Origin of the sequence: Candidatus Methylomicrobium oryzae, from assembly GCF_016745425.1 — a bacterium.
GTDB classification, from domain to species: Bacteria; Pseudomonadota; Gammaproteobacteria; order Methylococcales; family Methylomonadaceae; genus Methylomicrobium; species Methylomicrobium oryzae.
Window position 1 is genome coordinate 45,554 of the sequence record NZ_JAERVK010000018.1, and the last position, 24,561, is coordinate 70,114.

Annotated in this window: 23 protein-coding genes; 9 read left to right on the plus strand and 14 right to left on the minus strand. The window is 55.4% G+C overall.

What is annotated here, in order from left to right; all coding sequences use genetic code 11:
* The first annotated feature begins 193 nt into the window (after nt 1-193).
* Nucleotides 194-2,047, plus strand: coding sequence for a multicopper oxidase family protein (locus JJL52_RS17820; protein WP_202053843.1), 1,854 nt, complete (start codon nt 194-196; stop codon nt 2,045-2,047).
* A 155-nt stretch (nt 2,048-2,202) separates the two neighbouring features.
* Here the strand turns inward: JJL52_RS17820 and JJL52_RS17825 are convergent, their stop codons facing one another.
* Nucleotides 2,203-2,556: a DMT family protein gene (locus JJL52_RS17825; protein ID WP_202053844.1), complete on the minus strand. Its 354-nt coding sequence runs from the start codon at nt 2,554-2,556 to the stop codon at nt 2,203-2,205.
* A gap of 352 nt (nt 2,557-2,908) precedes the next feature.
* Here JJL52_RS17825 and bamJ point away from each other — a divergent pair, with 352 nt between their 5' ends.
* The 3 genes from bamJ (at nt 2,909) to JJL52_RS17840 (ending at nt 6,007) form a co-directional block, all read left to right on the plus strand.
* Nucleotides 2,909-3,388, plus strand: a complete 480-nt coding sequence (bamJ, locus tag JJL52_RS17830; RefSeq protein WP_202053845.1) for a BamJ family beta-barrel-assembly machinery protein — start codon at nt 2,909-2,911, stop codon at nt 3,386-3,388.
* Between the two features lie 151 nt (nt 3,389-3,539).
* The gene (gene rlmKL / locus JJL52_RS17835) at nt 3,540-5,750 is read left to right on the plus strand and encodes a bifunctional 23S rRNA (guanine(2069)-N(7))-methyltransferase RlmK/23S rRNA (guanine(2445)-N(2))-methyltransferase RlmL (RefSeq protein WP_202053846.1); all 2,211 of its coding nucleotides are present in this window, start codon (nt 3,540-3,542) and stop codon (nt 5,748-5,750) included.
* On the plus strand, nt 5,738-6,007 hold the full coding sequence (locus tag JJL52_RS17840; RefSeq protein WP_202053847.1) for an acylphosphatase: 270 nt from the start codon (nt 5,738-5,740) through the stop codon (nt 6,005-6,007). Before rlmKL ends, JJL52_RS17840 begins: the two co-directional genes overlap by 13 nt.
* A 108-nt stretch (nt 6,008-6,115) precedes the next feature.
* On the opposite strand, the gene lnt is transcribed toward JJL52_RS17840, so the two are convergent.
* The gene (gene lnt, locus JJL52_RS17845) at nt 6,116-7,690 is read right to left on the minus strand and encodes an apolipoprotein N-acyltransferase (RefSeq protein ID WP_202053848.1); all 1,575 of its coding nucleotides are present in this window, start codon (nt 7,688-7,690) and stop codon (nt 6,116-6,118) included.
* Between the two features lie 128 nt (nt 7,691-7,818).
* Here lnt and JJL52_RS17850 point away from each other — a divergent pair, with 128 nt between their 5' ends.
* Nucleotides 7,819-8,652 carry a DUF2927 domain-containing protein gene (locus JJL52_RS17850; protein WP_202053849.1) on the plus strand — a complete coding sequence of 278 codons (834 nt, stop codon included), beginning with the start codon at nt 7,819-7,821 and terminating at the stop codon, nt 8,650-8,652.
* Between the two features lie 27 nt (nt 8,653-8,679).
* On the opposite strand, the gene JJL52_RS17855 is transcribed toward JJL52_RS17850, so the two are convergent.
* Entirely contained in the window at nt 8,680-9,462 is a 783-nt protein-coding gene (locus JJL52_RS17855) for a ParA family protein (protein ID WP_202053850.1), read from the minus strand.
* Between the two features lie 71 nt (nt 9,463-9,533).
* Nucleotides 9,534-10,019 (minus strand): zinc ribbon-containing protein, encoded by a 486-nt coding sequence (locus tag JJL52_RS17860; protein ID WP_202053851.1) that lies wholly within the window; start codon nt 10,017-10,019, stop codon nt 9,534-9,536.
* A gap of 82 nt (nt 10,020-10,101) precedes the next feature.
* Between JJL52_RS17860 and leuS the strand changes: the two genes are divergently transcribed.
* From leuS to holA, 3 genes are read left to right on the plus strand one after another with little or no spacing between them, the layout of a single operon-like run.
* On the plus strand, nt 10,102-12,585 hold the full coding sequence (gene leuS, locus JJL52_RS17865) for a leucine--tRNA ligase (protein ID WP_202053852.1): 2,484 nt from the start codon (nt 10,102-10,104) through the stop codon (nt 12,583-12,585).
* Nucleotides 12,585-13,076, plus strand: a complete 492-nt coding sequence (locus tag JJL52_RS17870) for an LPS-assembly lipoprotein LptE (RefSeq protein ID WP_236994341.1) — start codon at nt 12,585-12,587, stop codon at nt 13,074-13,076. The genes leuS and JJL52_RS17870 overlap by 1 nt, the downstream gene beginning before the upstream one ends.
* Before the next feature lie 2 nt (nt 13,077-13,078).
* Nucleotides 13,079-14,101 carry a DNA polymerase III subunit delta gene (gene holA / locus JJL52_RS17875; protein WP_202053854.1) on the plus strand — a complete coding sequence of 341 codons (1,023 nt, stop codon included), beginning with the start codon at nt 13,079-13,081 and terminating at the stop codon, nt 14,099-14,101.
* A gap of 99 nt (nt 14,102-14,200) precedes the next feature.
* Here the strand turns inward: holA and JJL52_RS17880 are convergent, their stop codons facing one another.
* The 10 genes from JJL52_RS17880 to rpsB form a co-directional block, all read right to left on the minus strand.
* Nucleotides 14,201-15,145 carry a quinoprotein relay system zinc metallohydrolase 2 gene (locus JJL52_RS17880; protein WP_202053855.1) on the minus strand — a complete coding sequence of 315 codons (945 nt, stop codon included), beginning with the start codon at nt 15,143-15,145 and terminating at the stop codon, nt 14,201-14,203.
* 172 nt (nt 15,146-15,317) lie between these two features.
* Entirely contained in the window at nt 15,318-16,040 is a 723-nt protein-coding gene (locus tag JJL52_RS17885; protein ID WP_202053856.1) for a DsbC family protein, read from the minus strand.
* Between the two features lie 73 nt (nt 16,041-16,113).
* Complete coding sequence (gene rseP / locus JJL52_RS17890) at nt 16,114-17,487, minus strand: RIP metalloprotease RseP (protein ID WP_202053857.1); 1,374 nt, start codon at nt 17,485-17,487, stop codon at nt 16,114-16,116.
* Nucleotides 17,488-17,494: 7 nt separating this feature from the next.
* Complete coding sequence (ispC, locus tag JJL52_RS17895) at nt 17,495-18,679, minus strand: 1-deoxy-D-xylulose-5-phosphate reductoisomerase (RefSeq protein WP_202053858.1); 1,185 nt, start codon at nt 18,677-18,679, stop codon at nt 17,495-17,497.
* A complete protein-coding gene (locus tag JJL52_RS17900; protein WP_202053859.1) occupies nt 18,679-19,548 on the minus strand; it encodes a phosphatidate cytidylyltransferase in 870 nt (289 codons plus the stop codon). The genes ispC and JJL52_RS17900 overlap by 1 nt, the downstream gene beginning before the upstream one ends.
* 20 nt (nt 19,549-19,568) lie before the next feature.
* Nucleotides 19,569-20,336: an undecaprenyl pyrophosphate synthase gene (uppS, locus tag JJL52_RS17905; RefSeq protein ID WP_202053860.1), complete on the minus strand. Its 768-nt coding sequence runs from the start codon at nt 20,334-20,336 to the stop codon at nt 19,569-19,571.
* A gap of 14 nt (nt 20,337-20,350) precedes the next feature.
* Nucleotides 20,351-20,908 (minus strand): ribosome recycling factor, encoded by a 558-nt coding sequence (frr, locus tag JJL52_RS17910; protein WP_202053861.1) that lies wholly within the window; start codon nt 20,906-20,908, stop codon nt 20,351-20,353.
* Nucleotides 20,905-21,633 carry a UMP kinase gene (gene pyrH, locus JJL52_RS17915; RefSeq protein ID WP_202053862.1) on the minus strand — a complete coding sequence of 243 codons (729 nt, stop codon included), beginning with the start codon at nt 21,631-21,633 and terminating at the stop codon, nt 20,905-20,907. The genes frr and pyrH overlap by 4 nt, the downstream gene beginning before the upstream one ends.
* A 57-nt stretch (nt 21,634-21,690) precedes the next feature.
* Nucleotides 21,691-22,572: a translation elongation factor Ts gene (gene tsf / locus JJL52_RS17920; protein WP_202053863.1), complete on the minus strand. Its 882-nt coding sequence runs from the start codon at nt 22,570-22,572 to the stop codon at nt 21,691-21,693.
* Between the two features lie 88 nt (nt 22,573-22,660).
* Nucleotides 22,661-23,404, minus strand: a complete 744-nt coding sequence (rpsB, locus tag JJL52_RS17925; RefSeq protein WP_202053864.1) for a 30S ribosomal protein S2 — start codon at nt 23,402-23,404, stop codon at nt 22,661-22,663.
* 390 nt (nt 23,405-23,794) lie between these two features.
* Here rpsB and map point away from each other — a divergent pair, with 390 nt between their 5' ends.
* Complete coding sequence (gene map / locus JJL52_RS17930) at nt 23,795-24,559, plus strand: type I methionyl aminopeptidase (RefSeq protein ID WP_202053865.1); 765 nt, start codon at nt 23,795-23,797, stop codon at nt 24,557-24,559.
* Nucleotides 24,560-24,561 lie beyond the last annotated feature (2 nt).

Genomic DNA, 24,561 nt, shown 5'->3' on the forward strand with positions numbered 1-24,561 from the left:
ATAAACTTTTCTCGCTCATACAGGAACGAGTGCATTGCCTTTTCCGATCGAATTCCCGCAGCATGGACGTATAATGGGCGCAGGTCGTCCGGCATAGATTTTATGCTTGAATATTACCAAACCCTAATATAAACTCGATATTATCTCCCTGATCTTGATCGGGGCCTTATAAAGCAAGTCCTGAGGAGGAATTATGCCGAAGAGCACTCATTACAGCCGCCGTCGTTTCTTGGCGCACTCGAGCCTGGGTCTGCTGGCCTTTGCCGGTATGCCGCGGATGCTTCGCGCAATGGAAGGCATGCAGGCCATGCCGAAAATTCCGCCACTCAAAGCTTCGGCGAATTTCAAACCGGACGTCGAATTCGAACTTTACTGCCGTTCCGCTTCGTTGCCGATTCTGCCGGGCAAATCCACCTTGGTTCAGCAATATACCGGCAATTTGATCAAAGGCCCCGCAGGAACCCTGGTCGACATTCCGAACTCCTATCTGGGCCCCCTTATCCATCTGCAGAAAGGCCAGAAGGTCCGGATTCATCTGCACAATAAATTGGCCGAACCTTCCATCACGCACTGGCACGGTCTGCATGTGCCGGCCGAAATGGATGGCCATCCGCGTTACACGATCGATCCCGGCGAAACGTTCGTTTACGAATTCGAAGTACTGAATCGGGCTTCCATGAACATCTACCATCCGCACCCGCATGAAATCACCGCCAAACAGGTCTATCACGGACTGGCCGGGGCGCTGTTCGTGCATGACGGGGAAGAAGCCGCGCTGGAACTGCCGTCCGGCGAATACGAAATTCCGATCGTAATCCAGGATCGCCGCTTCGACGACCAGAATCAACTGGTCTATGTCAGCGGGATGCATGGGATGCACGACCGGATGATGGGTTACTACGGCGACCGAATTCTGGTCAACGGCTTACCCGACTATACGGTCGATGTGGACAGCCGCGCGTATCGCCTGCGGTTTTTGAACGGATCGACCGCGCGGATTTACAAGCTCGGCTGGGACGACGGTACTCCCCTGACTGTTCTCGGCGTCGACGGAGGGTTGCTGGAAACACCGGAGAGCAAGCCTTACGTAATGCTTGCGCCCGGCGAACGCCTGGATGTCTGGGCCGATTTCAGCGGACGTCCGGTCGGCTCGCAGTTGGTGATGCGCAGCCTTCCTTTTTCCGGGGTATTGCCGAAAATGATGGAGCGGATGCAGGACCGGATGGGCGGCGATGGCGGCCATCAGATGGGCATGATGGGCGGGATGATGCACGAATTGGCACTTCCCGTCGGCAGCGATTACCCGATTTTTACCGTACGGATCAAACGCAAAGTCAGCAATAGCCCGACACTGCCGAAGCAACTGTCGAACATCCGCCGGTATAGTATCGACGATACCGCCAACGCCGGCAAACCGGTACCGATCGCCATCTCCGAAGGCCATATGGCGATGCTTCTGAATAGCCGCCCTTATGCATTTGACGACGTGCAGCCGAACGAAAGAATCCCGCTGAACACGGTGCAATTAATGGAAATCTTTCATGCGCATGGCGAAGGCGGCGGGCATGGCGCCTCACAGGAAGGCGGCGGCATGATGGGTGGCATGGGCGCCCGGCACGGCCACGGCATGGGCATGATGGGCGGTATGGGCATGCATGGCGGAGACGAGGAAGGCGGTATGATGGGCATGGGGCATCGCGGGGGCATGGGTCGAATGGAAGGCATGCACGGCGGTGCTGAGCAGGGCGGAATGATGGGGATGGGCGGCGGCATGGGCATGATGATGAGCATGGCGCATCCGATCCATTTACACGGACAGTCGTTCCAGATCGTCAGCCGGAGCCTTGCCGCGGGCAACAAGGATGACTATGAAACCGTGCGCCACGGCTTCATCGAAAGCGGCTTAAAGGATACTGTCCTGGTAATGCCGGGCGAAACAGTCCGGATCATTAAGCCGTTTCAGGATTTCAAGGGCTTGTTCATGTACCACTGCCACAATCTCGAACACGAAGATATGGGCATGATGCGCGATTTTCTGGTCGAATGAACCGGTTGTCGTCCGGACCGCGTAAAATCCGGTCCGGACGGCGAAAATGCCGGACTGATCCCCAGAGAATCAAACGTACGGCGACTTATTTTTTTGCTTCACGAGGCCCGCCGCATCTTCTCGAAATCATCCGCCGTCAAACCAAAAGTTTGCTTTCAGGTCATATTTCCCCGGAACATGAAATACACCGCACCGACCAGGCACAGCCCGGCCCATAGATAATCCAGTTTGAGCGGCTCTTTCATGTAAAGCAACGAAAAGGGCACAAAGATAGATAAGGTCACGACTTCCTGAATGATTTTCAACTGGCCCACCGAAAACTGCCTATACCCGATCCGATTGGCGGGAACCTGCAATAAATATTCGAACAGCGCAACGCCCCAACTGAGCAGCGCTGCGACAATCCAGGGTTTGTTGCCGAGATGCTTCAAGTGCGCATACCAGGCGAAGGTCATGAAAATATTACTGCACAGAAGCAGGCCGACGGTTGCTATAAGGGGAAACGACATGGAAAAAATAACGAGGTTGAAAATAAGCTTATTTTACCAGAGGCGCCAAAAGGCAAAATAATCGTCTGGAGTTGGCCCAGACTGTGTAAAAACTCATAGTTGAACCCGTCGAAGATAAAAATTATCCCACTGCTCAGCTTGAGATAAGTTAATTCTCAATAATTGGTTCCACAGTGACTGTAATTTTATTTGTCATCTGGCGGATAAAATTCCATCGGCTTTTCGTTTTTTATGTTTTTACACAGCCTCGGCCGAGGTGAGACAAATTGCCGCAGGAGAAACCCACACTCGACCTATCAGTATCTTTTTTTGTTACACTATTACTTCCGATAATAATTAATAAGGAGATACCGTGGGTAAACTTCAAACTCAAATCATTTCACTTGTGACATTGGTGCTTGTTGGTTTAACGATTGTATCCTTGGCAAATGCAACAAATCCGGAAGAGAAAAAAGCGGAAAGCGCCGCTTTTCTGGCTCAGAACGGCAAAAAACCCAATATCATAACCACCAAAAGCGGTTTACAGTATGAAGTTTTAACAAAGGGCACCGGCACAGTTTCACCTTCCGCAACCGATAACGTAACCGTGCATTACAAGGGCACAACCATCGACGGCAAAGAGTTTGACAGTTCCTACAGCCGCGGCGAGCCGATCACCTTTCCTTTGAATGGCGTAATCGCAGGCTGGACCGAAGGCGTCCAATTGATGAAGGAAGGCGACAAATTCCGCCTTTATATCCCCTCCGAATTGGCTTACGGCGAACGCGGCGCCGGCCCGATCGGCCCGAACGAAGCGCTGATCTTCGACGTCGAGCTGATCAAAATCCAATAATTCCGTAAGCAGCATGGACTTGGGATACGGCTTTATTGAACAAAGCCGTATCTCTGCATTCTCCCCCCAGACCGGGTTTCGCTAGGCTGACCCGGCCAAATCCGGATAAAATAGGCGTTTTCGCCTTTCTTCTTACCCTGCCCTATTCAACATGCCGCACTACCCGTTTTTCGCCACGACGCCGAAGGCGATGGAAGCCGTTCTCTGCGAAGAACTGAAACAGTTAGGCGCAGCCAATATCAAACCGGCACTGGCCGGCGTCGCTTTCGAAGGCGATCTCGCGACCGCTTACCGCGCCTGTCTATGGTCCAGAACCGCCAACCGCATTCTGCTGCTGCTCGGCACTTTCGAGGTCAAAAGCCAGGACGACCTTTATTACGGCGTCAAAAAAATCAATTGGTTCGAGCACATGCGGCCGGAAAACAGCTTTGCGGTCTCGTTCAGCGTGAAAAACTCCGAGGTGATTACCCATTCGCACTTCGGAGCCCTGAAGGTCAAGGATGCGATCGTCGACCAGATGCGCGCGAAATTCCACAAGCGGCCGAATATCGCGACCGACCGGCCGGACATCCGGATCAATGTCCATCTGCAAGGCCAGAGCGCCCAGCTGAGCCTCGACCTGTCCGGCGAGAGCCTTCATCGCCGCGGCTACCGCGATATCACGATTCAGGCGCCGATCAAGGAAAACCTGGCGGCCGCGATGCTGTTGAAAAGCGGCTGGCCGGAGATTGCAAAAGCCGGCGGTACGCTGGTCGATCCAATGTGCGGCTCCGGGACCTTGCTGATCGAAGCCGCGATGATCGCGGGCGATTTTGCGCCGGGCTTGCTTCGTGACTATTACGGTTTTCTCGGCTGGAAAAAGCATGATCCCGAATGCTGGCAGGCACTTCGCGAGGAAGCCAGGCAGCGTAAACTGGCGGGTATCGACAAACTTCCGGCGATCGTCGGCTTCGACCGCGACCGCGCTTCGGTGAATGCAGCACTGACCCATATCGCGAATGCCGGCCTGCAGCACAAAATCCACGTCGAACGCCGCGATATCGGCGATGCCGGACCGGCTGCGGGCTGGCAGCCCGGACTGGTGATCTGCAATCCGCCTTACGGCGAACGCCTCGGCGATACGCAGGAAACCGCCGATCTGTATCAGCGCTTCGGCGAGACTTTAAAAGCCCGTTTCACTGGCTGGAAGGCGGCTTTGATCATCAGCGATCCGGAACTGGGCTTCCGTCTCGGTATCCGCTCGCAAAAGCCGGTCACCCTGTACAACGGTGCCTTGGAATGCAAGCTGCTGCGGATGAACATCGAACCCGAGACGTTTTTCATTCCGAAGGCAAAAACGGCTGAGGAACGTATCAGCCGAGCCGTCGAGGGCAGTCAACAGCAGACCGACGATACGGCCGGCGCCGAAATGTTCGCGAACCGCCTGCAGAAGAATTTGAAAAAGCTCGCAAAATGGGCAAAGCAGAATCAGGTCACCTGCTACCGTGTCTATGATGCGGACCTGCCCGAATTTGCGGTCGCGGTCGATCTTTACCAGGGCGAAGAAACCTGGGTCAACGTGCAGGAATACGAACCGCCGAAAAGCGTCGATCCGTTCAAGGCCGACCGCCGGCTCGCCGGCGTACTGGCCGAAATTCCGAAAGTGCTCGGTGTGCAGCGGGAAAACGTATTCCTGAAAATCCGCCGTAAACAGAAAAATACCGACCAGTACGAAAAACACGGCGAAGCCGGCCGGTTTCATATCGTCGAGGAAGGCGGCTGCAAGTTTTGGGTCAATTTCGAAGACTATCTGGATACCGGGCTGTTCCTCGATCACCGGCCGATCCGTCTCCGAATTCAAAAGGAGGCCAAGGGCAAACGCTTCTTGAACCTGTTCGCCTATACCGGCAGCGCAACCGTGCACGCAGCGAAAAGCGGCGCGATCGCAACGACCACGGTCGACATGTCGAACACCTATGTCACTTGGGCGAAACGGAACATGGCGCTAAATGGGCTCGAAGGCGCGCATGAATTTATTCAGGCCGACTGCTTGGAATGGCTGGCCCAAGAAGCCGCGCAGCCCTATTGCCGCCAATACGATCTGATTTTTCTCGATCCGCCGACTTTTTCCAATTCCAAACGCATGGAAACCGTGTTCGACATCCAGAAAGATCATGTGCAGTTGATTGCTCAGGCCGCAACACTTCTGGATGCAAAGGGCGTATTATATTTTTCGACCAATTTCCGGCGTTTCAAAATGGATCATGAAGCGCTGCCCGATCTGCATATTCAAGACATCAGCGCGGCGACCGTCCCGGAAGATTTCGCCCGCAATCCGAAAATCCATTACTGCTGGAGGATACAAAAAACATGCGCAGAGTGAAAATCGTGGTGTCCGGCCGCGTTCAGGGCGTTTATTTCAGACTTTTTACTCAGAACAAAGCCAAACATCTGGCGATTACCGGCACGGTACAGAACCTGCCGGACGGCCGGGTCGAGATTTATGCGGAAGCCGATCCGTTAATGATCGAGAAATTCATCAAATGGTGCAACAAAGGCCCCGTCACCGCCCGCGTGGACACGATCGAAGTGACCGATCTCGAACCGGAATTCAGCTACCAGTCCTTCGATATCATCTAAAATTCGAGGATTTGCTGCTACGCGTTTCGCAAGGTGGGCCGGATGCGCAATCCCCGCGTCCTTTCCGCTTCAACAAATCCTTCCGCGCATCCAATCCGCCCTGCCGGTTTAGCTATGCTGCCGAGACCGAAGATACCGGCCGAATATCAGCAATATCAAGAGCCCCGACCAGAGCAGCGCCGGCACCAGATGGAACCACCCTTGGTAAAAAGTCGGCTCGGGATTTTTCCGGTAGCGGACCTCATACAAGCCGCTCCAGGGCCGATAGAGCGGAGAACGCTCCAGAATTTCGCCCGACGCCAGCGCAACGGTCGAAATGCCGGTATTGGTGACCCGGAGCACCGGAATCCGGAATTCGACGCCGCGCGCCAGCGTCATGTACATATGCTGGTACGGCTCCTGCCAACTCCCATACCAGGAATCATTCGTTGCATTCACGATAAATTCGGCTCCCCGTCCGGCCAGCTCGCGCGAAAACTCGGGAAACAGGCTTTCGTAACAGATTTGCGCACCGATCTTGAAGCCGTTCCAGGTCAACAGCTCGTTCGGCCCCTTGCCGCGGGCGAACTGACCGGTTTCGGGCAGCCACTGTCGAATTTGGGGAAAGAGCCGTTCACCCGGCACGTATTCGCCGAATGCGAGCAGGATCGTCTTGCTGTAATGCGCGGCCTGGAGTTCGCCGTCCTTGTCCAGTACGAACAACGAGTTGGTCGGCAGCCGCTGCTCCAGGTCATAACCGTAAGCACCGGTAATCAGCGGCAATTGCCTCTCGCGCAGGTATTCGCGCAGCACGGAAGGATATTCCTGCGTAATGAATTCCGGACCGAGAATCGCCGGAAATGCGGTTTCCGGCCACAAAGCGACATCGATTTTTTGATCCTGATACTTTTCTAGCGCCTGATCGGTCAGCCGTATGTAGCGCCTGAAAATTTCCTCCCGGAAGCCCTTGCCGAGCTCGGCGGCCAGCTTTTCCGAGTTTTCGATACTGGCCTGAACCAGCAGTGCGTTGATCGACGCGTCGGGTTCAGGCAGGCGATTTTTCAACCACAGTCCGCCGAAATTGAGCAGGACGAACACCGCGCCGACCGAGGCCAGCAGGATTTTGCCCCGAATGGCATGACGGTCAACCCAGGCCCAATACAAAGGCAGATTCGCGAGCAGCGTCAGCGCGCTGAGCCCCTTGAAACCGATGATCTCGGCCCACTGAAAAACCGGTACGCCCGCACCGTACCACGAATACCCGAAATTCCAGTCGAACAGCGTCAGCGAGTAGGCTTCGCACAGTATTGTGATCATCGCCATCAGCGCGAGCGAAAGCCGTTCGCCCCAATCGAAACGGCTTCTGCCCCAAAACCAGAGGCCTCCCGCCAACGGCACGAACAAATGCGCAAGCAAGGCATACAATAGCATTCCGGCAACCGCCAAAGGCCAGGGCAAATGCGCGAACTCGTGCAATAGATAGGCGACCCAGTTGAAACCGATCAGCGTGAAGACAAAGGCGGTTAACAGGCCGCCAAGAAGCACCGGCTTGAGGGAGGTCTGGCGGCTCCAGAAGCGCCATAACGGCACGAAACAAAATAAAGCGGCCCAGGGAGGAAACGGAATGTAGCTGGTACCGATCAGAATGCCGGATAATACGGGCAACAGCCAAGGCGTATGGCGCGCGGCAGTAAAGTTTTTCATAGGATTGGCGGAATATTTCGGGCCGGCTTCGGGGCGCCGGTATTTTACCGGATATTTACCCCGTGCGGCGTGATGATTTCTTGACTGGTGCCGGAAGCCCTTAACGGCAACACCTTCCAGGACAACAGATGCAGAATAAAATTTACCGGATTATCACCTCGTTGCTGCTGAGTTTATGCCTGCTCGGCCCTAAGGCCGCCACAGCAGCGCCGACTGCCCCGCTCGATTCCTGGCAATCGCCGGGGTATCTGCTGAAAAGCTTTATCGAAATCGCGATGTTCAACGAATATTCGGCACAACCGATGGGCGTCCGCAAGTGGACGAGGCCGGTCGGCTATTATTTTGTGCACCGGGTCGGCGATCAGGCTCTGCACGAGAGATTGGCCCGAATGCATATCGAGCAGCTCGCCAAAATTACCGGCCTGGCGATGGAGCCGGCCAAAACGCCGGCATCGGCCAATCTGCTGGTCATTTTTTCGACCGAGATGCAGCTGCGGAACGAACTGCTGCAGGATTTCGGCATCCGTTCCAAACCGCAAAGGGAAGCATTGTTCCGCGACAGCGTCTGTCTCGGGCATTTCACCCCGGCAAAAGACGGCTCTATTGTCCGGGGGGTCGTACTCATTCCGGTCGACCGCGCCAACGCCCACGCCAAGCTGGTCGACTGCATCGTCGAAGAAATTACCCAGGTTTTGGGATTGCCGAACGATTCGGACAAGGTCTTCCCTTCGATCTTCAACGACAAATCGGTCAATACCTTGCTGTCGGGGCTGGATTATCTGCTGTTGAAAATGCTCTACGATCCGCGCATCAAGTCCGGCATGAATCTTCAGGAAGCGGCGCCGGTTCTGAAGACGATCGTCGGCGAATTCGAGCGGAACGGGTGGATCCGGAACGCCGACGCCAACGTAAGAACGGGCGGACTCTACGGATTGCTGTACGGCGGCGCAGGCGGGCTATAAGACCGCCTGCAGCCGATGACCCCGGCATTACGATTGGCCGTGAATCTCGGAGTGTAACGCCTTGAACTCTTCGGTCAGTTTATGGCCCGGCACGTAATGTACCAGCGGCTGCGCCTGACTGTGCGATTCCCGCACCTTGACCGAAGGCGAAATCATTGCAGCAAGCACCGGCAGGCCTTCGGCAACCAACTGATCGACCAATTGGCGCGGCAGGTTCGCCTGTTTCTGGAACTGATTGACCACGATTCCCTCGATCTCGAGGTTTTGATTGTGGTCGGCCTTCACTTCGCGGATCGTATTCATCAAAGTCAGCAACGAATCGCGCGAAAAAGTATCGCAGTCGAACGGTATCAGGCATTTGTCTGCTGCGATCAGCGCCGACTGACTGAAAAAATTCAGCACCGGCGGCGTATCCATGTAAACCTGGTCGAAGCCTTGCAGACTGTCCAGCGCCTCCTTCAGCTTGAAGATCTTGAAACGCGACTCGAGTTTGCTTTGCAGAGACTCCAGTTCAGGATGCGACGGAACTACATACAGATTCGGAAACGGAGTCTCATGAATAAAATTTTCCAGCCCGGAACCCGTGCTCCCTCCGAACAGCGACAGGCTCAGCGTGTCCTTGAAAAACTGCGCGAGCGTCTTTCCGCTTTCGGAAACCTTTTGACCCATCAGGTATTGCGTGGAGTTGCCCTGGACGTCCAGATCGATTACCAGAGTCCGCTTGCCTTCGACAGCGCTGATCGCGGCCAGATTGCAGGTAATCGTGGATTTGCCGACCCCGCCCTTTTGATTGAAAATGACTCTGCGCATTATTTTACTCGTACCTCGAAATCCGCTGGCTGAAAGCATTATTATAATACATTAGGCGGGGCTTTTGTTGCCTACATGCGCACGAATGTGGTCGCATGGCAAACCGGGCAAACCGGGATTTCGCTGGTCGTTTTGAACGCGATTTCCTTGCCGCACTCGTCGCATATAAAAGTGCCAGGAATCGTGATTTCCCCGCTCTGGTATTTGTGCACCTTGGCGCGTTCTTCGATTTCGGCCAGCTGGATGCGGGTTTTGTCCGCGACGCTCAAGAACGCGTCGAGCGCAAAATTCTCGATCAGCTCGATGTCGAATTTGAACCATTCGCCCAGTTCCTTATCATCCTGCTCGGCACTCAAATCGCGGGCCGCGCTTTCGATGTCGCGCTTCACGTACCCCGATACCTTGTCCAGCTCTTCCTTACTCAAATCGCTGGTTTTACCGGCTTTTTCGGTCGAGATCTCGAGCGCCTCGCCGAGCGTGTGCAGGGCGTCGTCCATCGTTTCGTAAAGGTGCTTGACAATGTCGTTGTACGCAGCGACCCATTTGTTTTTATTCATCGTTACATCTCCTGAAAATGACACTCTTTGATTCGAGCAACTGTGGTATTCTAACGCTTTTGGCCGACAAAAGACGAGAAGGATGCAAGAAAATTACAAGCCGTTGGTTATAGAGCAAGAAGTGCAGCAAATCTGGGAAGAAAAAGGCGTATTCGGCGCTTCCGAAACCTCCCAGGGAGAAAAGTATTATTGCCTGTCGATGTTCCCCTATCCCAGCGGTAAATTACACATGGGGCATGTCCGCAACTATACCATCGGCGACGTGATCAGCCGCTACCAGCGCATGCTCGGCAAAAACGTGCTGCAGCCGATGGGCTGGGACGCGTTCGGCCTACCGGCCGAGAACGCCGCGATGCAGCACGGCGTGCATCCTGCCGACTGGACCTACGAGAACATCGCCTACATGAAGGGCCAGCTGCAGCGGCTCGGCTTCGGCTACGACTGGAACCGCGAGATTGCGACCTGCGATCCGTCCTACTACCGCTGGGAGCAATGGTTCTTCCTGAAGCTGCTCGAAAAAGGCCTGGTCTACAAGAAGACTGCGCCGGTCAACTGGTGTCCGAACGACATGACCGTGCTCGCAAACGAGCAGGTCATCGACGGCTGCTGCTGGCGCTGCGATATCCAGGTCGAGCGCAAGGAAATCGCGCAGTGGTTTCTGAAGATCACCGATTATGCGGATGAACTCCTGGCCGCGCTCGAGACACTCGACGGCTGGCCGGAGCAGGTCAAAACGATGCAGGCGAACTGGATCGGCAAGAGCTACGGCGTCCGTTTCGCCTTCCCTTACGAGCTGAACGGCAAGCAGGATCTGTTGTGGGTTTATACGACCCGCGCCGACACGATCATGGGCGTCACCTTCTGCGCCGTCGCCCCCGAACATCCTTTAGCTGCGCACGCTGCGCAAACAAATCCCGAACTGGCCGCCTTCATCCACGAATGCGAACAGACCGGTACCGCCGAGGCCGATTTGGCGACGATGGAAAAGAAGGGCATGCCGACCGGAATCAAGGTCTCGCATCCTCTGACCGGCGCCCAGGTGCCGGTCTGGGTCGGCAACTATGTGTTGATGAGCTACGGCGAAGGCGCCGTCATGGCGGTGCCGGCGCACGACGAGCGCGATTTCCATTTCGCCCAGAAATACAATCTGCCAATCATCCAGGTGCTGGAGAACACGGCACCCGGCAAAGACGATAAGCCGTTCTCTACGGCCGGCTGGCAGGATTGGTATGAGTCGAAGGAAGACTCGATGCGGCTGGTCAACAGCGGCAAATACGACGGACTGACGCACAAACAGGCGGTCGAGGCGATCGCCGCCGATCTGAAAGCAAAAGCCCTCGGCGACAAGCAGATGCGCTTCCGCCTCCGCGACTGGGGCGTTTCGCGCCAGCGTTACTGGGGCGCGCCGATTCCGGTGATCTATTGCGGCGATTGCGGCACCGTGCCGGTGCCCGAAAAAGACCTGCCGGTCGAACTGCCGCGCGACGTGGTGCTGGACGGTTCGCAATCGCCGTTGGTCGCGCATCCGACTTTCTCCAAGACGACCTGCCCAAGCTGCGGCAAGCCGGCCAGGCGCGAGACCGACACGTTCGATACGTTCATGGAGTCGTCCTGGTACTTCGCAAAATTCACCTGCAAGGATGCGGAGACGATGCTCGATGCCCGCGCGAACTACTGGCTACCGGTCGACCATTACATCGGCGGGATCGAACACGCGATCCTGCACCTGCTCTACGCGCGCTTCTATAACAAGCTGCTGCGCGACGAAGGCCTGCTGGCCCCCGACGAACCGTTCAAAAACCTGTTGACCCAGGGCATGGTGCTGAAAGACGGCAGCAAGATGTCCAAATCGAAAGGCAATACGGTCGATCCGCAGGCGCTGATCGACCAATACGGCGCCGACACGGTTCGCCTGTTCATCATGTTCGCGGCGCCGCCCGAACAGTCGCTCGAATGGTCCGACAGCGGCGTCGAAGGCGCCTTCCGCTTTTTGAAACGGCTCTGGAAGCTGGTCTACCAGCACGTCGAACCGGGCCAGCCGGCCAAAGCCCTCGACAAGGCGGCCCTGACCAAGGCACAGGCCGATTTGCGCCGCCAGCTGCATCAAACGATCGCGAAAGTCAGCGACGATTACGGCCGTCGCTTCACGTTCAATACCGCGATCGCGGCCAATATGGAACTGGTCAACAGCCTGTACAAGTTCAACGACGAAACCGATAACGGACGCGCACTGCTGCAGGAAGCGTTAGAGGCAATCGTGCTGATGCTGTCCCCGATCGTGCCGCATGTCTGCCATCAGCTCTGGCAGGACCTGGGACGCACCAATGCGCTGATCAGCGCCGCTTGGCCGGCCGTGGACCCGTCGGCGCTGGCCCAGGATACACTCGAAATGGTCGTACAGATCAACGGCAAACTGCGCGGCAAAATCTCGGCGCCCGCCGCTGCTTCGAGCCAGGAGATCGAAGCCCTGGCGCTGAACAACGAACACATCGCGCACTTGCTGGAAGGCCGGGCAGCCAAAAAAATCATCGTGGTCCCCAAAAAATTGGTGAATATCGTTATTTGATGAAGAAGCTTTTCATTGTCTTACTGGCATGTTGGTTGAGCGCCTGCGGCTATCACTTGCGCGGGACCGAGCAAGCGGCGGTCAAATTCAAGAAGGTCTATCTTGAAGGCGCCACGGAAGCCTTGCGGGAGCAATTCGACGAAGTATTGAAACTATCGTCCGCCCGCTTGGCCAAAAGCGCGAAAGAGGCGGATCTGCACATCAAGGTGGACGATGAAAAATACAATCGCCGCGTCGTTTCGCTGAACTTCAGCGGCCGCTCTAACCAGCTGGAATTGAGTTACCGCCTGAAATTTCAGCTGACAGGCGCCGATAATGCCCCGCTGCCCTCGAACGAACCCCTCCTGATCACGCGCGAGTTTTTCAACGACCAACAGGACATTCTGGCGAAAAATAACGAAGAAGGCGTGATTCGGCGGGAAATGTATCGGCAGGCGGTACGTTCCATCCTCGACCGCGCGAAGGCGCAAATTCAGGCTAAAGCCAAATAATCATGCGCCTGAAGCCGGAACAGACGGCGCAGCATTTACGCGGCAACAAGCTCGCACCGGTTTATCTGGTCAGCGGCGATGAGCCTCAGCAAATCGCCGAAATCACCGATGCGATCCGCAAGGCGGCACAAGAGGCCGGCTATCTCGAGCGCGAAATTTTTTCGCAGGACAGCGGCTTTTCCTGGAACGACCTGCCGGCAGCCGCGTACGCGACTTCGCTGTTCGCGGACCGCAAAGTGATCGACCTCAGGCTGCCCTCCGGCTCTCCCGGCACCGAAGGCGCAAAGGTTCTGGCCGCCTATTGCGAACGCTTGCCCGAAGATACCCTGTTATTGATCACCTCCGGCAAACTGACCGCCGCTTCTCTGAAAACCCGCTGGTTTCAGGCCCTGGAACGCGTCGGCGTGTTCATTCAGGTCTGGCCGCTCGAAGGCGAGGATTTGCAGCGCTGGCTGCAGCAGCGGCTTCAGCTGCGTGGGATCAATACCGACAATGAAGGCTTGAAGCTGCTTACTGGCCGAATCGAAGGCAACCTGCTGGCCGCCGCGCAGGAAATCGAAAAGCTGTACATTCTCTACGGTGCAGGCTTTCTGGATACCGTAAAGATCGCCGACGCGGTCGCGGACAGTTCGCGGCATGACGTATTCAAACTGGCCGATAGCCTGCTGGCCGGCCATCCGGGAAGAATTACCAAAATTCTGGCAGGATTGAAAGAGGAGGATGTTGCCCCTCCGGTCGTACTCTGGTCGATTACCCGAGAAGCTCGCTTGCTTTGCAAGCTCAAGCGGGAGATCGCCGCCGGCAAAAACCGGGACGCGGCGATGCAGGCGCAGCAAATCTGGGATAAGCGCAAAGCACTGGTCAGCCATGCGCTGGAGCGTTTGAGCGAAGCCGCTTTACACCGGATCCTGGTACTCAGCGCCAAAGCCGACCGCGAGATCAAAGGCCAGCAACCGGGTGATCCCTGGCAGAGCTTATTGCAGATCTGCTTGCTGTTTACCGCGATAGGCGGATTCCAACTGTAATTTAGCGCTTTCAGCTTCAGCACAGGGATTCAAAGTGCGACTACCGGGATCGACGCTAGACGAAGCGAAGCGCGTCCCCCGCACGTCATTATGGAGTTTTCAATCTTCCCACTCCAGCTCCGCAAACGCTGTCGACACATTTTTGCGGTGAAAATCCTCGAAAAGTTTCCATTCGGCTTTCGCTTCATAGCCGACCGCCTCCACCGCCTGTTCGAGAAACCCGCCGTTTTTGATCCAGGCTCTAAGATCGGTCAACAGTGTCTGCAGATAGCGTTTTTCGGGCTGCAGACTTTGCGGCCAGTCCCTCACGATGGGGCCGTGCCCTGGAATCACGACTTTATAATTCCGACGCTCCAGCCGATCAATCTCCGCGAGCCATCCTTTCAGGCTGCCGTCGATCACCGGCAAATGTTCGATAAACAACAGATCGGCCAGCCAGAGGGTATCGGTCAAAGGATCGTAAATCGACAGGTCGTTGTCGGTATGCGCAGGCTGATGGGCGGTCAGCTTCAGGATGCGTCCGCCGAGATCGATATCGAGTTCCTTTTCGACCGCGATATCGGGAGGAATGAGGTCCCCGGACGTTAAATCGATCGCCAGCAGTTCTTTTGCCTTGGCAAGATAGAAAGGTCCGCGCGCCGCCATCGCACGGCCGAGCAGGTAGTGCCCCACGAACTTGACGCCGTTCGCCTTGAACACGCTGTTGCCGTAGATATGGTCGGGATGCACGTGAGTATTGATCACGTAGCAGATCGGCTTGTCCGTGTGATGGCGAATCGCATTTAAAAGCGCCCTGCCCTGATCGGGGTTTCCGCCCGTATCGATCACCGCAACGCAACGCTTGCCGACAATGAAACCGATGTTCGCGATCGCGCCGTGATTCCGGGTGTCCGGAATTTCATGAGGTCCTAAATGAACGTAAATTCCAGGCGCCACCTGGGTCACCGAAAGTACGTCAACCGCCGCGGCCGGACGAACCGCCGCAAGCAGGAACAGCGCCGAAAGCAGCAAAGCTCGAAACGGAATTAAACCGGAGCTTCTCATAGGCAGACCACCTTGTAGAGTATGATGATTCGGAAGAGAACGGGTTGAGCATACCCGGTCAGGGAGCCCCGCCTAGGCATGGGCTCTGCCTATACTTCCTGTATACTGAGTTTTGAGCGCGACGAACCGGCTTCCGGACCGTCCACTCCGACCCTGGAAGTCCGACCGTGATTTATTTTGCCGCCTGTTCGTCTCGAAGGACTTCGGCCAATTGCTTGGCCGGCACATAACCCGGCAGCAGATTGCCTTTTTCGGTCACGATCAACGGGGTACCCCGCGCATCAAAATCCTGCGCCAGCTGCATGTGTTGATCGACCGGGTTATCACAGGTTTTTTCTTTCGGGGTGGCGCCTTTCTTCGCTTCGGTCAGTGCCTTGTTCCGATCATCCGCGCACCATACCGAAACGGCTTTTTTATAGGAATCCGAGCCCTTGCCCGCACGCGGATAAAACAGATAGCGGACCGTAATGCCTTCGGCGAGATATTGGTCGATCTCGGAATGCAGTTTGCGGCAATAGCCGCAGTCGATATCGGTAAATACCGAAACCTGGTATTTACCGATCTTCGGCTTGAAAATGATCATGTTCTTTTCACCAACCTTGTCGAGCGCGGCCTGACGGGCGCTGCTCAACTTTTCCTCGGTCAGATCGGTACGCGAAGCCAGATCGATCAGATGGCCCTGCAACAGGTATTTACCCTCCTCGCTGACGTAAAACAGATTGGCGCCGACCATCACCTCGAACACACCCTTGATCTCCGAAGGCTTGATCGAGTCGATCTTGACCGAGGGCATCGCCTTCGCAAGCGCCGACTTGACATCGGCTTCATCCGCCTGCAGGGAGCCGGCGGACATCGCCGAGGCAGCGAAAGCAACAACAGAAATAATTCTCTTCATGATCTGCTCGTTTTTGAGTTATTGAAAAAAGTTCGGGCGGCCGCAAAAAACTGGAATCAACCGAAAGGCCGGCTTATTGGAACAGACGCTGAATATCCATCACCATCCCCAACGCCATTAGAGTCACCAGTATCGCAAGGCCGATCTGTTGAAAGAAGAGCTGACTTTTTTCGGACAGGGGTTCACCTTTAATTGCCTCGATCCCGAAAAACACCAGATGCCCGCCGTCGAGCACCGGGATCGGCAACAGATTCAATATTCCGAGACTCACGCTGACTAAGGCGATGAACTTTAGGAAATGCACGAAACCGATTTCGGCGGACTCGCCCGCATATTGCGCGATGCTGATCGGTCCGCTCAAGTTTTTGACCGAGGCTTGGCCAAGTACCATCTTGCCCATCATTTTCAGCGTCGAAAACGAATAATCGTAGGTTCTGGTGAAGGCAGCCGGAATCGCTTCGAGAGGTCCCAACGCGTATTCAACCTTCAACGCGCTCTTGACTTCTTCGGGAATCACGACCGATGCGCCGATTTTCCCTTCGGCCTTCGGTGCTTCGCCTTCCTCCGTTCGGGGCATCTCTACGGTCTTCGGCGTGATCGTCAGCGTTAGACGCGCGTCGTCACGCTCGATCTCCGCCTTTATTGGCCGTCCGGGGCGGTTTTTGACATATTCGACCCACTGCTGCCAATCGGCGATCGGCGTGCCGTCCGCACTAATCACGATATCGCCGGATTTCATGCCTGCCGCCAGCGCCGCGCCCTCCGGCAACACCTTATCGATCACGGGACGCAATCTCGGCATCCAGGGATTAAATCCGAGCCGCTTGTAAAGTTTTTCGGGGTCCTCCACATCGGCACCGGTCAACTTGATCCATCGCTCCTCCTCCCTGCCCTGCTTGTCCTTTACGAGCAGTTTGATTTCCCGGTCGCTGTCGAGCGCCGCACCGATCAGAACGTTTAAGGTTTCGGACCAGGTCGGGGTCCGCTTGTCGTTGACCGCAACGAATTCGTCGCCTTCCAACAAGCCTGCTTCGGCCGCGAGCGTACCCGCCTCGATCTTGCCGAGAATCGGCCGCGTCCCTTCTTCGCCGACGACCAGCACGACCCAGAACAGGACAACGGCCAAGATCAGATTAAAAACCGGTCCCGCCGCCACGATCGCGGAACGCGCGGAAAGCTTTTGCCGATTGAAAGCATAAGGCAGATCTTCGCTTTTGACTTCACCTTCGCGCTCATCGACCATTTTCACATAGCCGCCAAGCGGAATCGCCGAGATCACATATTCGGTCGATTCCGGGCCTTTCCGGTAAGACCACAAGACCCTGCCGAAGCCCACCGAAAAGCGCAGCACCTTCACGCCGACCTTGCGGGCAACCCAAAAGTGCCCGAACTCATGAAACGAAACCAGAACGCCGATCGTGACGATGAAGTAAAAGAGAGTGCTCATAAAAAAATTAGCCGGCCAATTGATCGATTATCCGGTTAGACACCTTTCTAGCTAATTTATCCTGATCCAAAACAATTTCAAGCGAATCGGCCGCCTTGACCTCGATCGCATCCATACTGCGTTCGATGATGACCGGAATATCGGTAAAGCGTACCCGGCGGTTCAGAAAGGCATCGACCGCGATTTCGTTCGCCGCATTCAACACCGCCGGCATTGTGCCGCCTGCTTCGATGGCCTTGTAGGCCAGGCGCAGGCAGGGAAAACGCTCCAGGTTGGGTTCTTCGAAATCCATCCGGCGTACGTTGAAGATGTTCAAAGGTTCCGCACCGGATTCGAAGCGGTCGGACCAGGCCAATGCATGCGCGATCGGAATCCGCATGTCCGGATTGCCCATCTGGGCAAGCACGGTCCCGTCGATGTAATCGACCATCGAATGAATCACGCTTTGCGGATGGATCACGACCTGAATCTGCTCCGGCTTCATATTGAACAGCAGGCAGGCCTCGATCATTTCGAGCCCCTTGTTCATCATGGTCGCCGAATCGACCGAGATTTTCTTGCCCATGTCCCAATTCGGATGCGCAACCGCCTGCTCCGGCGTGACATGCACCAAATCTTCAATCGGAGTCTGCCGGAACGGACCGCCCGACGCGGTCAGCAGGATACGGCGGGCCGCCTGCGCGGTCACGCCGGTTTTATAAGCGGACGGCATACACTGAAAGATCGCGTTGTGCTCGCTATCGATCGGCAGCAGCTCGGCTCCGGAATCGGCGATTGCCTGCATGAAGAGATTGCCGGACATCACCAGCGCTTCCTTGTTGGCCAACAGGACGGTTTTGCCGGCCTTCGCGGCTGCCAACGTCGGCAGCAGGCCGGCCGCGCCAACGATTGCCGCCATCACCGAATCGACATTGTCCAGCGTGGCGGCCTCCGCCAAAGCTTCGGCCCCGGCCAGCACCCGGATGTTTGCCGCGGCGGTGCCGGCGATCTTGTCCCTGAATGCGGAGGCTTTCGCTTCGTCGGCGACGACGACCAGCTCTGGCCGGTGCTGCAGGCATTGTTCAAGCAAAAGATCGATATTATTGTTCGCGGTCAGCGCAACGACTTTATACAGATCGGGATGCCTTGCAACCACATCCAGTGTACTGACGCCGATCGAACCGGTCGCGCCGAGTATGCATATTCCTTTCATCAGATCAACCCGTAAATCAGGTAAATGCCCGCATAGAACAAAGGGATCGCCGCAACGATGCTATCGACCCGATCCAGGATGCCGCCGTGCCCGGGCAGGATCGCGCCGCTGTCCTTGACGCCGCGCTGGCGTTTGACCACGCTGAAAAACAGGTCGCCGTAGACCGAAATCAATACGGTCAGCATCGACAGCAGCGCAAAGTCGGCTGCAAAAACATAATTGAAACCGTAGATCAGGCTCAGCACGGCCGCACAAACGAGGCCGGCAATAAGCGCACCGTAAAAACCGGCGACTGTCTTTCCAGGGCTGATATCCGGAGCCAATTTGGTTTTACCGTATTTCTTGCCCACAAAATACGCGCTAATGTCGGCCGCCCAGATCAGCACCAGGAAATACATCGTCATCGGCGGCTCGTAGAAAGCCCGCAATCGGGTCAGGAACAGCCAACAGGCCAGCAGGATGAACCAGCCGATCAGCATCTTGTAGCGCAGCCTCAGCTTCAGGTTCAGCACTGTCTGTGGCAGATTCCGGATCGAGAGCATCACGATAATCCAGAACAGAACCGCCGGCACCACCAGCCATTCGATCACCCCCGAGTAAAAACGAATCTCCGGCCATTTGGTCCATTGCGCCAGCAGTTCCAGAAACTGCGTCCAGAGATGGGCTCCAATCATCGGCAGAATCAGCGCCAGCAGGAACAACACCCGCTTGGCGATCGATTGCACATCGATCAGATACAACCATTCCCATGCCGCGACCAGGGTTAGGACGGCGAGTAACAGGGAGAAATATTCGGGAGGAAGCGTAAATACCGCCGTAGCAACGAAGGCGGCCAAAATCGATGCAGTGATAATTCGCTTGAGCAACATTGTTATAGTTATCGTTAAAGTTAGAGAGTGACCGCTTTGCCGAGCACCTGTTCTCCGGTATGCCCGAAGCGCCTTTGTCGGCCTTTGAAGCTCAGGATGGCCTCTTCGAGCGATGTCTGGTCGAAGTCGGGCCAAAGCGTGTCAGTAAAGTACAATTCGGTGTAAGCCAGCTGCCACAATAAAAAATTACTGACGCGCTGCTCGCCCCCGGTTCTGATGAACAGATCCGGTTCCGGCAAATCCGCGGTGGATAAATGGCGACTAACCAGATTTTCGTCGATATCCTGCGGCTTCAGCTCGCCGGCCAAGACCTTCTGATTGAGGGTGCGGAACGCTTGGCATAAATCCCAGCGGCCGCCGTAATTGACCGCAATCACCACAGTCAAAGCGGTGTTATTGCGGGTTTGCGTTTCGCCTTCGGACATTTTCTTCTGCAAAGCTTCGGAAAAACGGCTTGTATCGCCGATAAAGCGCAGGCGAATATTGTTCTGGTGCAACTTGTCGATCTCGGCCTGTAAGGTCACCATGAACAGCTCCATCAGCAACGAGACTTCTTCCGGCGGCCGCCGCCAGTTCTCGCTGCTGAACGCGAACAGCGTCAATACTTCGACGCCTTCCCGGACACAGTGCTCGACGATTTTGCGAACCGCCTTGACGCCCGCCTGATGGCCCACGGCCCTCGGCATGAAGCGTTTCTGCGCCCAGCGTCCGTTACCGTCCATGATGATTGCGATATGCCGAGGAATTCCGTTATCGATGGAATGATTGCAGGCGTTTTCTGAAGGCATGTGAGGCTTCCGAATCAGAGCGACAGCAGATCGGCTTCTTTTGCCTCCAACAGCTTTTCGACTTCCTTGACGTACTGGTCGGTGATTTTCTGAATTTTTTCTTCCGCGCCGCGCGCATCGTCTTCGGAAATCAGCTTTTCCTTCAACGCTTCCTTGATCGCGTTGTTCGCATCGCGGCGGATATTGCGGATTGCCACGCGGCCGTTTTCGGCTTCATGTTTGACGACCTTGACCAGTTCGCGACGGCGCTGTTCAGTCAACGGTGGCAACGGAATACGAATCGTCATGCCGTTGGTGGCAGGATTCAGGCCGAGATCCGATTTGAGGATCGCTTTCTCGATCACCGGCACCATGTTCTTTTCCCAGGGTGTGATCGTCAACGTCCGGGCATCCTCGACCGCGATGTTCGCGACCTGAGACAGCGAGGAATCGGTGCCGTAATAAGACACGCTGATCTGATCGAGCAGGCTCGGGTGCGCGCGGCCGGTCCGGATTTTCGAAAACTCGTGCTTTAAGGCTTCGATGCTTTTGCCCATGCGGGACGCGGCATCCTGTTGAATATCACTTATCATTTCTTGTTTCCTCGTTCAATCAGCGAACCGATTTCTTCACCCTTCATCAACCGCATCACCGCGCCTTGTTCGAAGATGTTCATTACCCGCATCGGGATGTTATTGTCTCTGCACAGTACCAGCGCAGTGGTATCCATCACGTTCAGCCGCTGATCGAGTGCTTCGTCATAAGTCAGATGCGGATAAAAAACCGCATCCTTGTTTTTGGCCGGGTCGTCCGAATAGACGCCTTTGACTTTGGTCGCCTTGATCATCAGCTCGGCGTTGATTTCGACCGCCCTAAGGCTGGCCGCCGAATCCGTAGTGAAAAACGGATTACCGGTACCCGCCGCAAAAATCACGACCCGCCCTTTTTCCAGATGACGGACCGCGCGGCGGCGAATGTAATCCTCGCAGACCTGATTGATTTTCAGCGCCGACATCACGCGTGCCTGCAAGCCCTGGTGCTCCAGCGCATCCTGCATCGCCAGCGCATTGATCACGGTCGCCAGCATGCCCATCTGATCGCTGGTCACCCGGTCCAATCCCTGCGAAGCCTTATCGGCGCCGCGCAGAATATTGCCGCCGCCGATCACTAGGCCGACCTGGACGCCGAAATCGGACAATTCCCTGATTTCGGCGGCCAGGCGGTTCAGGATATCGGAATCGATGCTGCCGCCCGCTTCGCTCATCAGCGCCTCGCCGCTCAGCTTTAATAAAATTCTCTGGCAAATCGGTTTTGTCATAAATGTTTGTCGGATGGTTTATTAAGAGCTTGTGCACAAGGTCTGACGTCAGCCGGTTTAGCTGCCCCGCACCTGTGCCATGACTTCTTCGGCGAAGTTTTCTTCTTTCTTTTCGATGCCTTCGCCGACTTCGAGACGGGCGAAACGCGCGACGTTATTGCCTTTCGAAGACACCAGTTTGCCGACCGACAGCTTGTCGTCCTTGATGAACGGCTGACCCAGCAGGGTTACTTCGGCAAAGAATTTGCTGATCCGTCCGGCCACCATCTTTTCGATGATATCGGCCGGCTTGCCGCTTTCGGCAGCTTGCGCCTTGAAGATTTCCTTTTCCTTTTCGATCGTTTCCTGAGAAACCTGGTCTTCGGACACACAAATCGGCTTGCTGGCGGCGATATGCATCGCGATGTCCTTACCCAGTTCCTTGTCGGCCTTGGCCAATTCGACGATCACGCCGATCTTGCTGCCGTGCAGATAGCAGGCGGTGCCGCCTTCTGCGGTGTGGAATTTTTCGAAGCGTCTGACGGTAATGTTCTCACCCAGCTTTGCAATCAGCGCACGGCGGGTTTCATCGACCGTTTCGCCGCCGGCCAGCTTCATTTCGAGCAATTGCTCATTGGTTGCGACATCGGCGCTCAACAGCGCGCTCGTCACGTCGTTCACAAAAGCAACGAAGTCCGGCGATTTGGCGACGAAATCGGTTTCGCAGTTGATTTCGACGATTGCTGCCGTTTTCTCATCGTCGCTGATCTTGACGCCGATGCTGCCTTCGGCTGCGATCCGGCCGGATTTTTTGTCGGCTTTCGCCAAGCCGGCCTTGCGCATGTTTTCGATCGCCAACTCCATGTCGCCGTTGGCTTCTTGCAAGGCCTTTTTACATTCCATCATGCCGGAACCGGTTCTTTCACGCAGTTCCTTAACCATACCCGCGGTAATACTCATTCTTTAATTTTCCTCAACTTGTCATTCACTATGAAAACGCCCCCAAAAGGAGGCGTTTTCCGGTCTCATCGAACAGCCTGTTTTCGGCTTATTCGGCTACGGGAGTCTCCTCGACGAAGTCGTCCGCTTTGGCGGACAATCCTTGCGTAGCGGCCTTCGCTTCCAGAATCGCCGCGGAAGCGCATTCGCAGTACAGCTTGACTGCACGGATCGAATCGTCGTTGCCGGGAATCACGTAATCGATGCCTTCCGGCGAGTTGTTCGAATCGACGACGCCGACCACCGGAATACCGAGTTTCTTGGCTTCCATGATCGCATTTTTTTCGTAACCGACATCCAGCACGAAAATCACGTCCGGAATGCCTCTCATGTCTTTGATACCGCCCAGGCTGCGCTCGAGTTTTTCCAGCTCGCGCTCCATCAACAGGGCTTCTTTCTTGCCGAAGCGCTGATACAGGGTGCCGTCGGTCTTCATCGCTTCCAGTTCCTTCAAGCGATTGATCGATTTTTTGATGGTTTTGAAATTGGTCAGCATGCCGCCCAGCCAGCGATGGTTGACATAAGGCATGCCGCAACGGATCGCTTCCTCCGCAACCACTTTGCGCGCCGCTTTCTTGGTGCCGACAAACAGGACATTGCCTTTGTTTGCGGACATTTGACCCAGATAATTCATCGCGTCGTTGAACAACGGAAGCGTTTTTTCCAGATTGATGATGTGGATCTTGTTACGGGCACCGAACAGGTATGAAGACATTTTCGGGTTCCAGTAACGGGTTTGGTGTCCGAAGTGAACACCCGCTTCCAACATTTGACGCATTGAAACTGCCGCCATTAAATTTTCTCCTAAGTATAAAGTTCGGAACGAAGTTCCGGTGGGTTACGCCTCCCTTTACCCCGCTTGCCAACCCGCTGCAATACGTACGACGCAGGCACCCTGGCAAGTGTGACGGTAAAAGTGAGTATTTATTTCAGAAAAACTGAACCTAACTTTATACCATATTTCGGCAACATCAACAAATCCAATTACCGTGCCAAACGCACTGCGCTTTCACCGTCAGCGCCCCATCGCTCGGGAATGTTCGGGTATTTTACGGCAGCGAACCCGTCTCTGCCGGATATATGGTATATTGGACAAATTTATATATGGATCTCCGCATTTTTCGTTTACTGAATCTTTAACCTAATCACCCCATCTAAAATTGTCCTGAGCCTTGCCTGATCAATGAGCATCACCATCAAAACCGAAGCCGAAATCGAAAAAATGCGCATCGCCGGCCGCCTGGCCGCCGAAGTCCTGGAAATGATCGAACCCCATGTCGTACCGGGCATTACGACCAATGAGCTGAACAACATCTGCCACGATTACATCGTGAACGTACAAAAAGCCATTCCGGCCCCTCTGAATTATCGAGGCTTTCCGAAATCGATCTGCACTTCGGTGAATCAGCAGGTTTGCCACGGCATTCCCGGCGAAAAAAAGCTCAAACCCGGAGACATCGTCAACATCGATATCACCGTGATCAAGGATGATTATCACGGCGACACCAGCAAGATGTTCTGCGTCGGCGAAGTCAGCCCGCACGCGAAACGGCTGGTTAAGATAACCCAGGAATCGATGTATCTGGGCATTCAACAGGTGAAACCCGGCGCGACGCTGGGGGATATCGGCCAGGCAATCCAGAAGCATGCGGAAAGCAATCGTTATTCGATCGTCCGGGAGTTTTGCGGGCACGGCATCGGCAAAGCCTTCCACGAGGAGCCGCAGGTCCTGCATTACGGCAAAGCCGGCACCGGCGAAGTATTGCAGCCGGGCATGATTTTCACGATCGAACCGATGGTCAACCTCGGCAAACGTCATGTCAAAATATTGTCGGACGGCTGGACCGTGGTCACCAAAGACCGCAGCCTTTCCGCGCAGTGGGAACATACCGTACTGGTCACTGCCGACGGGTTCGAGATCCTGACGTTACGGCAAGAAGAAAGGTAATT